13 protein-coding genes and 1 pseudogene are annotated in these 15,056 nt (G+C 70.8%); 9 read left to right on the plus strand and 5 right to left on the minus strand.

Annotated elements, in window-relative coordinates:
- Positions 1-487 precede the first annotated feature (487 nt).
- Entirely contained in the window at positions 488-625 is a 138-nt protein-coding gene (locus tag ACIPXC_RS22100) for a hypothetical protein (protein ID WP_401620795.1), read from the plus strand.
- Positions 626-730: 105 nt separating this feature from the next.
- On the opposite strand, the gene ACIPXC_RS22105 is transcribed toward ACIPXC_RS22100, so the two are convergent.
- Positions 731-2,086, minus strand: a complete 1,356-nt coding sequence (locus ACIPXC_RS22105) for an LCP family protein (RefSeq protein WP_401620798.1) — start codon at positions 2,084-2,086, stop codon at positions 731-733.
- Positions 2,087-2,646: 560 nt separating this feature from the next.
- On the opposite strand from ACIPXC_RS22105, the gene ACIPXC_RS22110 reads away from it, so the two are divergent.
- The 6 genes and pseudogenes from ACIPXC_RS22110 (at position 2,647) to ACIPXC_RS22135 (ending at position 9,208) form a co-directional block, all read left to right on the plus strand.
- A complete protein-coding gene (locus ACIPXC_RS22110; protein WP_401620801.1) occupies positions 2,647-2,823 on the plus strand; it encodes a hypothetical protein in 177 nt (58 codons plus the stop codon).
- 347 nt (positions 2,824-3,170) lie between these two features.
- Entirely contained in the window at positions 3,171-3,863 is a 693-nt protein-coding gene (locus ACIPXC_RS22115; protein WP_401620804.1) for a class E sortase, read from the plus strand.
- A gap of 293 nt (positions 3,864-4,156) precedes the next feature.
- Positions 4,157-5,100: pseudogene (locus ACIPXC_RS22120) on the plus strand (IS110 family transposase); the annotation flags it as partial.
- Positions 5,101-5,424: 324 nt separating this feature from the next.
- Positions 5,425-6,930 carry a peptide MFS transporter gene (locus tag ACIPXC_RS22125; RefSeq protein ID WP_401620807.1) on the plus strand — a complete coding sequence of 502 codons (1,506 nt, stop codon included), beginning with the start codon at positions 5,425-5,427 and terminating at the stop codon, positions 6,928-6,930.
- Positions 6,931-6,978: 48 nt separating this feature from the next.
- Complete coding sequence (locus tag ACIPXC_RS22130) at positions 6,979-7,884, plus strand: oxidoreductase (RefSeq protein WP_401620810.1); 906 nt, start codon at positions 6,979-6,981, stop codon at positions 7,882-7,884.
- Positions 7,885-8,083: 199 nt separating this feature from the next.
- Positions 8,084-9,208: a transglycosylase family protein gene (locus ACIPXC_RS22135; RefSeq protein WP_401620813.1), complete on the plus strand. Its 1,125-nt coding sequence runs from the start codon at positions 8,084-8,086 to the stop codon at positions 9,206-9,208.
- A 190-nt stretch (positions 9,209-9,398) separates the two neighbouring features.
- Here the strand turns inward: ACIPXC_RS22135 and ACIPXC_RS22140 are convergent, their stop codons facing one another.
- Entirely contained in the window at positions 9,399-10,193 is a 795-nt protein-coding gene (locus ACIPXC_RS22140) for a transglycosylase SLT domain-containing protein (RefSeq protein WP_401620816.1), read from the minus strand.
- 326 nt (positions 10,194-10,519) lie between these two features.
- Between ACIPXC_RS22140 and ACIPXC_RS22145 the strand changes: the two genes are divergently transcribed.
- Positions 10,520-11,473: a hypothetical protein gene (locus ACIPXC_RS22145; RefSeq protein WP_401620819.1), complete on the plus strand. Its 954-nt coding sequence runs from the start codon at positions 10,520-10,522 to the stop codon at positions 11,471-11,473.
- A 990-nt stretch (positions 11,474-12,463) separates the two neighbouring features.
- Positions 12,464-13,321, plus strand: coding sequence for an acyltransferase domain-containing protein (locus tag ACIPXC_RS22150; RefSeq protein WP_401620822.1), 858 nt, complete (start codon positions 12,464-12,466; stop codon positions 13,319-13,321).
- 296 nt (positions 13,322-13,617) lie between these two features.
- On the opposite strand, the gene ACIPXC_RS22155 is transcribed toward ACIPXC_RS22150, so the two are convergent.
- The 3 genes from ACIPXC_RS22155 to ACIPXC_RS22165 all read right to left on the minus strand — a co-directional run bounded on the left by ACIPXC_RS22155 (position 13,618) and on the right by ACIPXC_RS22165 (position 14,981).
- On the minus strand, positions 13,618-14,232 hold the full coding sequence (locus ACIPXC_RS22155; protein WP_401620825.1) for a transposase family protein: 615 nt from the start codon (positions 14,230-14,232) through the stop codon (positions 13,618-13,620).
- A complete protein-coding gene (locus tag ACIPXC_RS22160) occupies positions 14,148-14,447 on the minus strand; it encodes a hypothetical protein (RefSeq protein ID WP_401620827.1) in 300 nt (99 codons plus the stop codon). The genes ACIPXC_RS22155 and ACIPXC_RS22160 overlap by 85 nt, the downstream gene beginning before the upstream one ends.
- A gap of 78 nt (positions 14,448-14,525) precedes the next feature.
- Positions 14,526-14,981 (minus strand): hypothetical protein, encoded by a 456-nt coding sequence (locus tag ACIPXC_RS22165; protein ID WP_401620830.1) that lies wholly within the window; start codon positions 14,979-14,981, stop codon positions 14,526-14,528.
- Positions 14,982-15,056 lie beyond the last annotated feature (75 nt).

Raw genomic sequence — 15,056 nt, forward strand, 5'->3', positions numbered from 1 at the left:
TGCTCCCGGCTGTGATGAGGACTTCGCCACCGCGGCGTCCCAGGCCTTCCCCGCGATCGCCATTCCCAAGGGGCAACAGGCGCGCGCAACCGTCCCCGTCGGTCTGCCTCCCGGGAGTTACTCCGTGTCGTTCGCCTGCGCGGGCGAGACGCTACAACGGGTGCTGACCGTGCTTCCCAGGTCAGGCACCGAATCATCCCCCCCGCGTCAGTCCGAGACGGCGCGGAGCCGACCGAACGCCGTGGACCGGACCTCGGCGGCTCCCACGCCCCCGGCTCCCGCTACGCCTTCGTCCCCGTCGCGGCCACCGGCTCCGGTGACCCCGGCTCGTACACGCACGCCGGCGGAACGAGGGAGCGCGTACGCCGTTCCTCCCGTTTCCCCGGTACCGGCCGAGACCCCCGGAATCCGCCCGCCCGCGCCGGCCCGCACCGGGGAGGCCCGGTCGGAACCTGTCCCTTCGTCGAAGGACGGACAGGCTCGCGGTGTGCGGGGCGGGCTGGGCGGCAGCATCGGCGCGAACGCCGGGCAGGTGGCCGCCGGGCTGGCCCTGATTCTGGCCGGCGTCAGCGCGGTGGTGTGGCGGTTCCACAGAACGCGCAGGCAGGGTGGCCGCCGGCACTGACCCCGGTGTCCAACCTCCGGAGCGCGCCGCCGGGGCCGTCCCCGTGACTCACCGTGGAGGTGGTGCCGGCGGCCCCGGACCGGACGCGAGCAGGACACCGACGGCTCAGGGTCCCCCCTCGTAGTCGGTTCCGGTGACCACGGTGACCTCGGCGGCACCGAGCGTGGTGGCCCGGACTTCCTGGACGTTCGCGATGCCGACGCTCCGGGCCAGTCGCTCCGCCTCCGCCCGGCGACTGGGCTGGTAGCGAACGAGCGACTGGGCCGTCTTGGCGGGAGCGTTGGCTACGGAGGTCACGGTGACGCCCGGGGCCTCCACCCGCCGAGCCACGGCGGCGGCCTGGCCCGTCACTCCGGAACCGTTGAGGACTTCGACGGTCACCGGGGAAGCCGGTCGGGCGGTGGCACCGCCGCCGGCGGCTCCGGACCCGAGTGCCGTGCCAGGGGTGGACGCGTGCAAGGGGACGCCCTTGTCGTTCACCGGGACGTCGTCCACGAGTGCGCGGAACAGCTCGTCGGCCTCCTTCTTGCGCCAGCTCACGTTGGACTTGTCCGAGGGGACCTCGACCTCCCTCGGCCGGTTGGGAACGGTCACGAAGGTGAGTCGGTCCGGGCCGATGCCCTGCAGCGTGCTTCCGAGTCCGGCGAGACCGGACAGCCCGCCGAGCTCTTCGTCCACGGTGAGGGCCTTGGTCACCGCCGAGGCGACCCGGTACATCGCCGCCGTGTCGAACTTCCTGTCCTTCACCTCCTTCGCCAAAGCCGACAGCAGCTGCTGCTGCCGGCCGATCCGGCCGATGTCGCTGCCGTCGCCGAGGCTGTAGCGGGCCCGGGCGTAGCCCAGGGCCTGTCGTCCGTCCAGTCGATGGCATCCCGCGGCGAGGGTGAGGCGCGCCTTCTTGTCGTCGATGGCCTTCGGCAGGCACATCGGCACCCCACCGACGGCGTCGACCATGTGCGCGAAGCCCCTGAAATCGATCTCTATGAAGTGGTCGATGTGGATGCCCGTGTTGTGCTCCAGCGTCTTGATGGCACACGCCGCCCCGCCGGTGGTGCCGCCGGACGCGCTGCCGAGGGCGAAGGCGGAATTGAGCTTGCCCTCGTGGGGCTGTGAGAACCGCCCGCCGCCGATGGCGCAGGCGGGTATGGAGACCCACGAATCCCGGGGGAAGGACGTGACGACGGCCCGCGTCCGGTCCGCGGAGAGGTGCAGCAGCATCAGCGTGTCGGACTTGGCGGCGCCTGCGCTCGCGCCGTAGCCACCACCGGCCCCCTCGCGGCTGTCGGAGCCGATGAGGAGGATGTTCTGGGCGGTGGTGCGCGCGGTGGGCCGGTCGCCGCCGAGGGCTTCGTTGACGCTCGCGGTGGTCAGGTTGGCGTCGAGTCGCATGTACAGGGCGTACGCGGCGCCGGCGCTGATCAGCAGCAGCGCTGAGGTGAGCCACAGCAGCCGGCGCCACACGGATCGAGGGCGCCGTCGGCCTTTCCTTGGAGCGGCCACAGGGCGGTCCGGCGCCCGACGGTGGCGGCCCGTCCCCGGACGCGCCGCGTGCCGCGTCCTTGATCGTGAGGTCATGCCGAGGCGCCGCACTTCCGGCCATGACACACCACGCGCCACAGGGCGCGCCGGAGCAGGCACAGGTCGCGCTTCGTCCGCCGTGCGGTCCGGTCGATGAAACGGTCGGGTCGCCTCATGGCGGTGGAACCTTTCGAGCTCGGTGAACGGGGTGCGTTGGAGCATCCTCGGTATCCGCCCCCCAATGCGGGCTCTTCAGGCGATTAGGGGAACCCCATCCCGGTGGGAGAGACCGCGTCACCGGCTTGGGCAAGGGCATGTGCCCCGGTGGCTGCCCGTGCGCCTGTCCTCCCGGCGCTGGCGCTGCCGGGTGCCGCGTCCGGAAGATGGCTCGACCCTCGCCCCTCGCCCCTCGCCCCTCGATGCCGGCCGCACCACCCGGCCGGCCCTACATAGCCCCTACGGGTCACCGGCTTCCCCGCCTCAACGACAGGAGTCAGACCCCCGTGTACCACTGGATATGGCGCAAGCTCCCGGGCAACGGGTTCATGCGGGCCGTCATCGCCCTCCTGCTGGTCGCCGCCACCGTGCACCTGCTGTTCGAACAGGTGTTCCCTTGGCTGGAGCCGTTGCTCCCGTTCAACGACGCCTCGGTGTCCGAGGCGTCGGCGGTGTCCCGGTGACAGGGCGCCGCAGAGCAACGCCTCCGCCGCGGTGGAAGCGCCGGATCCGGGGCGACCGGGCCGAACCGGCCGGAGGGCCGCATCCCCCGGACACGGGCCATCCCTACCCGCCCCTTCCCGGATCCGGATTCGGCGGTTCCGCCCGCCCGCCCGCCCCCGCCGACCATGAGTTTTCGCGGGGGCGCGCGATGCGCGTCGTACCCGGCCATGTGGACGCCCGGTTCCGGCCGGGGCCGCAACCGATGCCGCCGGGCGCCGGACGCGATCCGGAACGCCACGGAGGTACAGCCGGACGGCGTATCGAAGGCCCTGGACGGTCCGGGGGCCATGGCCGGTCGTCGGCGGGTGTGTCGTTCCTCGGAGTGGTCGGCGAGGTGCTGATCACCTTCGCCCTGCTCGTGGGCCTGCTGGCGGGCTACTGCCTGTGGTGGACGGACGTGGTGGCGGATCAGGCCGCGGCCGTGGCCGCTGAGAAGCTGCGTTCCTCCTGGTCCGCGCCGTCGCAGGCCGGGGCTTCCACTGGCGGGAGCTCCAGGGCCGCCGACGCGCACGCGCGGGCGGCGGGCGTCGGGTTCCTCCACGTACCCGCCCTGTCCTCGCAGGCGATGCCGGTGGCCGAGGGCACGGGACCGGACGTGCTCAACAAGGGCCTCGTCGGCATGTACACCTCGCCCGTGGTGTCCGCGATGCCCTGGGACAGGACAGGAAACGTCACCCTCGCCGCGCACCGGGACGGCCACGGGGCCCGGTTCCACGACATCCACCGGCTCAAGCCGGGGGATCCGATCGTGTTCGAGGGGCCTACGGACTGGTACGTGTACCGGGTCCACTCGTTGCTGCCGCAGACTGCCATCTCGAACACATCGGTGCTCGACGCGGTGCCCCACCAGGCGGGATGGACCCGTCCGGGCCGCTACCTCACCCTGACCACCTGCACCCCGATGTACACGTCGAAGTACCGCTACATCGTCTTCGCCGAGCTGGAGCGGGTCCAGCGGGTGGACGCACGTCGCACGCCACCGGCCGAACTGCGTTCCTGACCGGCCCGCCGGTCGGGGCGAGGTGAGTTCCGACCGGGGGATCAGGCGCTCCGCCGGGGCGGCGGCCGGCCGGGCGACGGAATCCGGTTCCGCGCTCCGTAGCGTCGTTCTTGTCAGCCCCTCGGGCCGACGAGCACAACAGGAGAGCGACTCGGCGCGCCAAGGCGGTCCGTGACATGAGGAGCATGCACGGCCGACACGGCAACCGCTCCGCGGGACCTTCAAGAGCCCGGCAGAACCCCTTCTGCGAGTAGACCCGTCCGGCACAGCCCGGCCGCCGAGAACGCACCATTCTCCTGGAAATCGTGGACCAGCCCGTCTCCATCGGCGCCCTGCCCCTGACCGTCGCCCGCGACACGGGCTGCCAGGTCGCCTATCTCCCCGGCCTCGCCATGCGGCGGATCGCCGACCTCTACCCCGGCGAGGCGAAGACCGACGCCAAGGACGCAGGCGTGATCGCGGACGCCGCCCGCACCATGCCCCCCACCCTGCGATCCCTGAGCCTCACCGACGAGATCACCGCCGAGCTCACCGTCCGGATGGGCTTCGACCAGGACCTCGCCGCCGAGGCCGCGCGCAGCAGCAACCGGATACGGGGCCTGCTCACCCAGTTCCACCCCATCCTGGAACGCATCCTCGGCCGCCTCGACCACCAGGCCGTCATCTGGCTCCTCGAGCGCTACGGCCCCCCGGCCACCCGGCTCATCGACGACGTCGACGAACAGACTGCCGTCGTTCCGGGCACCGGTACCCTCGGCATCGTGATCCCGTGCCTGGTCCGCCGGCTCGCCGCCGTCCGCGAGTGACGCCGGGTCGGAAGCCCCGATCAGCGACCTGCTGGCGGCCCACCCTCTTTCCCAGGTCTTGACGTCTCTGCCCGGCGTCGGCGTCAGGACCGCCGCAGTCCTCCTGGTCACCGACGGCGACGGCACCAGCTTCCCCACCACTGTCCACCTCGCCTCCTACGCCGGCCTCGCCCCCGCCACGAAGCAGTCGGGCACCTCGATCCACGGCGAACACGCATCCCGAGGCGGGAACCGACAGCGCAAACGCGCGATGATCCTGTCTGCGTTCGCCGCCCTGCATGACCTCGCCTCCCGCAGCTCCTATGACCGATGAAGGGCCCGCGGCAAGACCCACACACCCAGGCATCCTCCGCCTCGCACGCCCACGCATCAGCCTCCTGTTCGCCATGCTCCGAGACGGCACGTTCTGCCAAACCCGCACTTCGAGAAGCCGCCGCATGACGCCCTCAGTCGTGACGAAGGAGATGGCGGCCCCCTCACGCAGCCCGGCGCGGCTGCCCACTTGTGCGACGTCACTGCCAGCTTCCTGACCGTCCCCTTCACGGCAGCCGCCCTCGGACGGCTGCCGCGGTCGTGCGTTCGGTGCACCTCTCTGCCGAGTGCCGCGTCAACGGCTCGATCCGGCTGGCCCCGCTCCCCCGGCCTGATCCGCCAGTCGCCCGATCCGGACCCTCCGGGGGCTGGGCCATGGTGGTGGGGACACCGGACGTCGGCCCCGCGCCGGCCCCAGTCCGCCCGTACAGGAGGCACCGCGCATGACCTCGGACACCACTGCCCCCACCCTGTGGGGCCACCCCCGGGCTCTGGCCACCCTCTTCATGACGGAGATGTGGGAGCGGCTCAGCTTCTACGGCATGCGCGCGCTGCTCGTCTATTACCTGATCTCGGGCGGGCCGGACGGGGTCAAGGCTCACCTGCACGGCGGCGGACTCGGCATGACCCTCGCGGCCGCCACGGCGGTGTACTCCGTCTACTCGGCGACGGTCTACCTGATGACCATGCCCGGCGGCTGGGTGGCCGACCGGCTCTGGGGGCCCCACCGCACCGTGCTCGTGGGCGGCGTCGTGATCATGGCCGGCCACTTCACCCTCGCAGTACCCGGCCCGGCCGCCTTCTTCGCCGGCCTGGCCCTGGTCACCGTGGGCACGGGCCTGCTCAAGGCCAACGTGTCGACCATGGTGGGCCACCTCTACGACGGCCTGTACGACCACCGCCGCGACAGCGGCTTCACCCTGTTCTACGTCGGCATCAACCTCGGCGCCTTCCTCGCCCCGCTCCTGATCGGCACGGTCGGCGAGCTCGTGAGCTGGCACCTGGGCTTCGCGCTGTCCGGAGTGGGTATGGCTCTGGGCCTGCTGCAGTACCTGCTCGGGGCCCGCCGACTGAGCCCGAAGAGCCGCGTAGCGGCCCGGCCGCTGAGCGCCGCGCAGCGGGCGTCCGCACTGCGCCGCACCGTACTGGGCTGTGCCGTGACGGCCGCCTTCTACCTCGAACTCGCCCAGCGGGGCTGGTTCTCCCTGACCTGGGTGCTTGCCCCGCTGATCGTCGCCGGGCTGGTGATCCCGGTCGCGGTTCTGGTGCGCATCCGCCGCGATCCGACGCTCGGGTCCGAGGAGCGGTCGCGGCTGCGGACGTACACGTGGTTCTTCGTGGCGGCGGCCGTGTTCTGGATGATCTACGACCAGGGCGGCTCGACACTCGCGGTCTTCGCCGGTGCACACGCCTCCGACACCCTTGGGGGCTTCACCTTCCCCTATTCCTGGTACCAGGCGCTCAACCCCCTGTTCATCATGGCCTTCTCCCCCCTGCTGGTCGCCGGTTGGACGTGGCTGGCCCGCCGCCGACGCGAGCCGGACGCGAATGGCAAGTTCACCCTGGGGCTGGTGCTGATCGCCGTATCGCTCCTGGTGTTCGTCGCCGCCATGGTCCTCGCCGAGGGCGGCGTGATGATCAGTCCGCTGTGGCTGGTCATCATCTACGCCGTCCAGACGGTCGCGGAACTGTGCCTGTCGCCCGTCGGACTGTCCGTAACGACCCGGCTGGCCCCCCGGGCCTACGGCAGCCAGATGATCGGCGTGTGGTTCCTCGCCGTCACGGCCGGAGACAGCGTCACCGGTCTGCTGTCGTTGACCGGTGTCGGCCTCAACAGCCTGGGCGCGGTGTCCGCGGAGGCGGCCGTCGCCCTGGTTGCGGCCGGTGTGTTCCTGTTCCGTCGCCGCCTCAAGGGTCTGCTGCGTTCGCCGCAGCCGGCGCTGGCCTGACAGACGTCCCCGCACTCCCCTCCTTCTCCCCACGCAGAAAGGCTCTTCATGAGCAAGCAGAAGTTCACGGCGCATTCCATGCCGTCGATGAAGGACAAGACCGTCCTCGTCACCGGTGGAAGCGGAGGTCTCGGTGCAGTCACCGGTCGGGAGCTCGCTCGTGCCGGAGCCCATGTGGTGCTCGCCGTCCGCGACACGGCGCGCGGCGAAGCAGCCGCCCGGACCATGCCGGGAAGCACCGAAGTACGCCGGCTGGACGTGTCCGACCTGGACTCGGTACGGGCGTTCGCTGAGGAGTGGAACGCACCCCTGGACATCCTCGTCAACAACGCGGGCGTCATGGCGATCCCCCGGCGTGAGTCCGCGCAGGGCTTCGAGATGCAGTTCGCCACCAACCACCTCGGCCCCTTCGCTCTGACCAACCTGCTCCTGCCGCACATCACCGACCGGGTCGTCACGGTCTCCTCCAACGCCCACCGACGACCGGGCGCCGCGTTCGACTTCGCCGACCCCAACAGCACCGTCGCCTATCAGCCTTGGCGGGCCTACCAGGCTTCCAAGCTGGCCAACCTCCTCTTCACCCGGGCACTGGAGCGGCGACTTCGCGCTGTCGAGTCGACCGTGTCCGCGCACGCCGCGCACCCCGGGTACTCCGCAACGGGGCTCCAGGGCAAGACCGGGCACGCAGTCCAGGGGCTGCTGCTGCGGGTGACCAATCGGCTGCTGGCACAGCCCGCCGAGATGGGTGCGCTGCCCATCCTGTACGCGGCTACGCAGCCGCTGCCCGGAGCCAGTTACACGGGTCCAGCAGGGCGGGGTGAGCTGCGGGGCCACCCTGCTCCGGCCCGCATGGCGCCGGCCGCGCTGGACGACGAGGCGGCGGAGCGACTGTGGCTGCTGTCGGACGAACTGACCGGGGCTCACTTCCCGTTCACGGGATCCGGGGCCACCTGACGCCGTCGAGCACGTGAACCTTCCCGCGCCGGGACGACAAACCCTTGTTGTCCCGGCGCAGTTGTTCGTCTAGGGCACGGCTAAGGCTGCACTGCGTAGGTTCGGTGGAGCACCCCGCCCCGGGACGACCGACGGTGGGGAGGCCCCGCCCTTTCCAAGCGGGCGGGGACCGCCGAACCACGTCGAAGGGACACGCACCATGGTCATGAAGGGCACCGGCCGACGCCGACGCGTCCAGCCGAGCAGCAGCCGCAAGCTCGCCACCGCTGCGGGCGCCACCGGCGCCGGGATCGCCATGCCGTTGCTGGTGAGCTCGCCCGCCTCGGCGGCCCCTGTTTCGGTGTGGGAGGCGGTCGCGGAATGTGAGAGCGGGAAGAACTGGAGCATCAACACCGGTAACGGATACCACGGTGGTCTGCAGTTCTCCCCCGCCACCTGGACGGCTCACGGCGGCACTGAGTACGCCCCCACGGCGGACCTGGCCACGAAGGAGCAGCAGATCGCGGTCGCCGAGAAGGTGCTGGCAAACCAGGGTCCCGGGGCTTGGCCCACCTGCGGCGCGAAGGCCGGACTCAGCCGGGGCGGCCCTGCCCCGGAACTGAACACGTCCGGGTCCCAGGAGGCCTCGGGTTCCACGGAGGCCGCCCCCCGGTCGGCACCGAACGGCCAGTCCGCGGGGGCGTCCGATGGCACGTACACCGTGCGCGTGCACGACAACCTGTCGACCATCGCCCGGGAACAGACCCAGGGCACCTGGCAGGACCTCTACGAGATCAACCGTGACGTCGTCGGGGCCGACCCGAACCTCATACGAACGGGTATGGTGCTCGACCTCGGTGGAAGCGGTGCGGCACCGGGCGCGGCGGCCACGCAGCCGTCGACCGCACCGGCGGCGCCGGCCCCCGCCAAGGAGGCGGCCGCGAAGGCGGCCGCTCCCGTGGGGCCGTCGGTGCAGACAGCCTCGTACGGCCAGACGGGCAGCATGTGGTCCAACAGCCATACAGGCGTCGACTACGCGACGGATCACGGCGCTCCCGTCTACGCGGTCACGGGCGCCACGGTGGAACGGGTCGGGCCGGACGGGTCGTACGGCAACACCGTGCTACTGAAGACCGACGGGGGCCAGTACCTGCTGTATGCGCACCTGTCGGCCATGGGCGTCAGCGAGGGTGAACGCGTGACCGCAGGCCAGGTCGTCGGAAACGTCGGCAGCACCGGCAACTCCAGCGGTCCGCACCTGCACTTCGAGGTCCGGAGCAGTCCCGAGTACGGATCCGATATGGACCCCACGGCGTACCTTCGTTCGCTGGGCGTCTCCGCCTGAGCCGACAGACCCGGGAGAGGGGACGGGGGCCGCGCGGAGCGGCGCCCGTCCTCTCGGCGTGCGCGAAACACCCACGGCCCGACCGGAGACGCCTGTGGGGGTGCGAGGCGATCCGCAGGGGATCGCGTGGCCCGGAGCACGTGGACGGCCCGGCCGGGAACGCCCGGCCGGGCCGTCTGGCGGAGGCGGTTCAGTAAGGACCGTTCACGTTGTCGATGGAGCCGTATCGATGTGCGGCGTAGTTGGCGGCCGCCGTGATGTTGGCGACCGGGTCGTGCGGGTCGAACTTCGTCCCCGGGACGTGATACGCACGGAACGTCGGGTCGATGACCTGAAGGAGTCCCTTGGACGGCGTGCCCTTGCGTGCATTGCTGTCCCAGTTGTTCACGGCATGGGGGTTGCCGGAGGACTCCCGCATCACATTGCGGTGGATGCCGTGGTAGGAGCCGGGAATTCCTTCCCGCCGCATGATGTCGAGCGCCTCGCGGATCCACCCGTCGAGGTTGGAAGTGTGCGAGGGGGCGCGTTCTGAGGACCGCGCGGCCCGTTCGTTCGTCTTGGCGCGGCCCGTACCACCGGCCTTGCCTTCCGCGCCGTCCAGCTTGATCTTCATGCCGGGGTGGATGAGGCTCGGATCACCGCCGATGACGCTGCGATTTTCCTCGTACAGGCGCTGCCAGCCGCCCTTGACATGGTGCCGGCCCGCGATCTCGGTCAGTGAGTCACCGAGCTTCACCGTGTACGTGGCTTCGGTGGCCTTGGCAGCACCCGACTGGTGGGCCGACACGGGAACCGCCGCACGGACTGTACCCGTTGACGCCGCGAGCGCGGGGGCGGCGACGGGCACGTGCGGCAGCGCCGCGGCCTGGGCGCCACTCGACGCGAGCAGCGGGATGACGATCGCGGCCCCGCCCGTGCCCGCCGCGGCGAAGCCGCGGGCGAGTCCGCTCTTGCGGATCCGGCGGTGCTTTCCCTTTTCACGCATTCTTGTGTCTCCAAAACGAATTCGAGCGGTAATACGAAGAACCTAGCCGCCGACCCTTTCCCGGCACAAGAATTCAATCCCTACGCTCAAGAAAAATCCGCATGCCGGAAACCTCTACGAAGCGCCCGAAATCACAGGGGTTTAGTTAAAAACTATCAACCCCAACCGAATCTGCCCTTGGAATTAGGCTTCCGCTGTCCGATTGTGCGTCTAAGCCGGTCGATTTCTTCTCCCCCGACCACGACACCGATCGGGGGACAACGCGTGGGAACGAGGCCACTAGCGTGGTCAACACGGACCCCGGCGCGAAGGGAAGAGTAAGCAGAATGGCCACGTACACGCCCCGTGCCGCTATGTCGGCCGAGCACCGCGCACGCGAGCGACGGGAGGCTAAGCGACGGAGGATCCTCACCGACCGCGGCACCCCGTCTCGCACCAGGAACATCGCGGACATCCAGCGGCACGTCCGTCATCTCTACTACGCGGGCGGGATGTCCTCGCAAGCCATCGCCGAGCGGAGCGGTGTGGGCCGGCACACTGTCATGCAGCTGATCACCGGCCACCGCACGGTAGGAGGTGAGATCACAGAGGTTTCGTGCATGCTGCGGTCCACCATCGAAAAGCTGTGGTCCGTGCGACTCGACCCCTCGCCCGAACCGTCGGGCCGGGGGGCGCGGATCCCCCCGCTGGGGACCAGGCGCCGCCTACAGGCGCTGAACGCGCTGGGCTACGACTTCGTCTGGATGGCCGAGCGACTGGGCATCTCCCCAGGCAATCTCCACGCGATGGTCACCAGCTCACGCAGCCGCTCGTTCGTGTACGCGTCCACCGCTCGGCGGGTGGCCGACCTGTACGCGGCCTACCAGCACGTGGATCCCGCCCTCGCGGGCCGGAGCGCCTGGCACGTCAGTACCGCCCGCACCCGCGCCCGCAGGGCCGGGTACGCCCCGCCGTGCTGCTGGGACGACGAGACCATCGACCTCCCCACGGCCCAGCCCGAATGGACCGGAGCCTGCGGCACCCCCCGGGGGTACGGCATCCACCTCCGCGAGAGGATCCCGGTCTGCCCACGCTGCCGTGCAGCCCGGCGGCAGGGCCCCGTCTCCGCCGCCCCAGCAGACGCGTGCTCCGCTGACGGAGCAGTGGCCTGGTCCGGTGTCCGGACCCTGTACCCCGGCGGCCACGAGAGCGGGCGCCGCACCCCCCGATCCGCCCCGCACCGGCCAAGCCTTCGCCGCGAGATGGCCCGCCCGCTGCCCCCCGTCGGAAGATCCGCGTGACGCGGACGCCAAGGCACGAAAGGCTGCACGGGCCGTACGCAAGCGGCCTCGACGACCCGCAAGGGCCGCCGGACATCGGTTCGGCGGCCCTTGCCGCGTGCGGCGGCCGTACCTCTCGCACACGGGCTCAGGGGGGCCTTCGAACCCCTCGCCGCCCGAACCTGCGACGTCGACGCGGCAGAAACCGACCAACTCGTTGCGATGTCGAAATCGTCCGCTCGTGCAGTGTGCATGCTGATGAGCGCAGGGCTTCTCGCGTACTTGCCGACAGGCCTGTGCCGTTCAGGCCGGGTGGGACGTCACGATCGCTTCGACACCGACCTCTCCGGTGGCCGGGGATCGGACCTCTCCCGGTAGCGCTTCCGCGCCGTTCCTCCGCCGCCCTGGGCTGAGCAGCCCGGTGACCTCCAATGAGACAGGTCTGCCGAGATGTCGGGAGAGGGCTGCCTCGACGAGCTCGGGACCAGGAGGGCGTGCGCGGCTTCCGGCCAACCAGTGGGCGACCGTCGAGCGGTCGTAGTGGAGCGGTGTGCCCTGGGCGGCTCCGAGCGCGTTGACCCGGCGTGCCAGTTGGGCGCCGCTCCATCCGGCCTCGGCCAGGAGGATGCGCGGGGCCGGGTTCGGAGTGAGGGGGGGGATCGCACGCTCCTCCTCCCGCCCCGCCCCGCCGATCGTCACTGCGCGCGTTCAACGTCCTCACAGGTTCAACAAGTTCGCCTGTCGTGATGGTGCTGGAAGGGCTGTCGGCCAGGCAGGCTCAGGTTACGGCTCCCTTGGTGGCCGTGCACAGCACGCACGAGTCCAGCACCCGTTGCAGCCGTGCGCCCCTTGCGCACGGCTGACCAGTCCCGACGGAGGGGCCAGATGCAGAACAACCCCGGGTGTGGAGCGGATCGTCCGTCCGATCCATGGCGCTCCGTCCATCTCTTCCCAGGGCAAGGGGACTTCTCCGTCGGCTCCCTGGTTCGCGCGGCCCGCGCCGAGGGGCGGGTGTTCACGGCCATCCGCCAGGTGTTCCGCGAGGTCGACGATGTCGCGGTGGGGTGCGGTCTACCGCCGCTCGGTCCCTGGCTGTCGGGCCCGAATCCGCCGAGCGGGCGGGAACTCGCGCAGGCGCCGACGGGCACTTCCCAGCTTGCCGTCTACGGTGGTGCGGTGGCGGTGCACCGGGCGTTGTGCGACAGCTACGGAGCGCCGTCGGGCGTCGTCGGCGTGAGCTTCGGCGAGATCGCCGCGCTGACCGCCGCCGGAGTCCTCACCATCCCCGACGGCGCCCGCGCGGCCCTTGGCCTTTCCCTCGTGCTCGCCTCGTGCCCCGGTGGGCTGAGTCTGCTCTCCTGCTCCGAGTCGTCCGCCCGTCGGCTGCTGGAGTCGTCGGGGGCGGTGGAGGCGGTGGTGGCCGTGGTCAACGACGACCGGTCGGTGGTGGTCTCGGGGCCCGTGTCGGACCTGGTCAGGGTCGAGAAGACGGCTGCGGACTCGGACGTGACCACCGTGCGTCTGCGCCTGCCGTTTTCCTCCCATCATCCTTCGCTCACCTCCCAGGCCCGTGCGTTCGCCGTGTCGCTGCGCGCCTGTATCTGGTCCGAGCCGCGCTTTCCCGTCTACTCCGCCGTGGCCGGCCGCCGCTACCGCCCGAGCGACGACCTGGCGAGGTGCCTGGCGGACTGCCTGGTCCGGCCCGCCGACGTGCCCCACGTCCTGCGTCAAGTGGCCCTGCGCCGTCCGGCCGTCCTCTTCGAAGCGGGCACCGGAGATGCTCTGGCGTCCAGCGCCCGCAGGGTGCTGGACGCGTGCACCGCGCCGCCTGTTCACGCGCCCCTCGCCGAACCTGACTTCCCCTGGTGACCTCGCCCCGACCTGGAGGACCGGCAATGGCCCTCGCGTCCCTGCCCACGACCACCCGTGACGAGATTCGACACCTTCTCCACGGCCCCTGCGACCCCTCCGTCCTCTCCGCGTTGCGCAAGGCGCTGGCCACCGACGCACGACCCGATACGGGGAGATCCGAGAAGTCCGGCACCCAACTGAGCCTTCGCCATCTTCGAACGTGCTGGTCGGAGGGCCTGGCGTGAGGGTCGGTGATGCTGCTCGTGCTGGTCGTGTGCGGGTGACTGGGCTCTTGATCATCCGGCAGCGTGCGGTCAGCGGTTGACTTCGAGGTCGGTCAGGACGAGCAGGGCGCGCAGGAGGGCGGTGGCACGGGCGGGGTCGATGCGGAGCCTGGTGAGGATTCGCCAGTTCTTCAAGTGGGCGAAGCCGTGTTCGACCGGAGCGCGCCCGGCTGCCAGCACGCGGTTGGCCTGCTTCTGGTTGGGGGTCAGCTTGCGGTACCGGGTGGCCTTGTAGCCGGTGACGATGACCTGGTCGTCGGGGTTCTCGGGGTTGTCTACGCCGAGGAAGCCCAGGTCGGCGAGCGCACCAAGGCCGGCAGCCTTCAGCTGCTCGACGATGTGGTCGTGGCGGGCGGCCTTCGCATCGTGGGTTCGCCCCTGTCTGGCCGCGGAGATCCAGATCAGGCGGCCCCTCTCGTCAGTCAGGGCGAGGAAGTGCAGGCCGTGGCGGTGGTGCTTGCCCGAGTAGTTGCGCCGGTCCTCGCTTCCGGTGCGGCGCTGTGTGGGTATCAGGGTGCCGTCGACCAGCACGACCTCCCCGCCGCGCTTCGCGATCCTCTTCAGGGCGCGGTCCAGGCGCGGAGCCTTCGCGGCGAGCAGGCCGACCATCTCGTCGCGCCAGCGCCGCAGGGTCGATTCGGGCACATTGTTGCCGCCTCGAGCACGCGCTGGTCGTGCCGCAGCATCGCCAGGACGAGGACCGCGATCCGGCCCGGCGGCAGCGAGCGGAACGGGGAGCTGATCGCCTTGAGGTGCGAGCGCAGCAGGTCGGCGAGGTAGTCGAGGGTGTGCGTGGACACGTTGAGGCGGCACTGGTAGACAAGGGAGACGCCCTCGGCCGGCTTGTTGGAATTCGTCACACAATCTCAACGGCCGCCGGGGGACCTGTGGTTACGCCCGGCATCACCCGATGGGCCGACCGTGGGTTGCGTTGCAGGTCACAAGCGCGTGGTGAAGCGGCCGTCGGGCAGCTTGCGCAGCCAGCCCCGGTCGGCGAGCTTGGTCAACTTCCCGCGCAGCGGCTCCAGTTTCCCGCGCACGCCGGTGTCCAGGCCCAGCTCCTCGCCCACCGCGCGAGTCGCCACCGGCGCCCCGGCCTGGCGGACGGCGGCCCAGATGCGCTGGTACTCCGGCGGCAGCACGCTCTCGGCCATGCCGGCCTCCCGGTGCGGGACCAACAGCACCGCACGGCCCGCGACCTGGGCCGTTACCGGGGCGGGAGCCGCGGCCTCGTCGGCGAGCTGCTCGGCCATCCGCTGCCAGACCCGCTCGGCGACGGCGAGCTCGTCGCGCTCAGCCCGCACCTCCGACAACTGCTTGACCAGGCCTTCTTCGAGTTCGTCCAGCTCCGTGCGCCGCGCGGCGATCCGTGCCACGATCTCGGACTCCGTCATGCAGCGGATGGTAGGCGGTGCCACGGCCGGTGCACGGAGGAAGCCGAGAACCCGCCCCGATGGATCCTGCCAGAC

Source organism: Streptomyces sp. NPDC090021 (assembly GCF_044748225.1).
GTDB lineage: Bacteria > Actinomycetota > Actinomycetes > Streptomycetales > Streptomycetaceae > Streptomyces.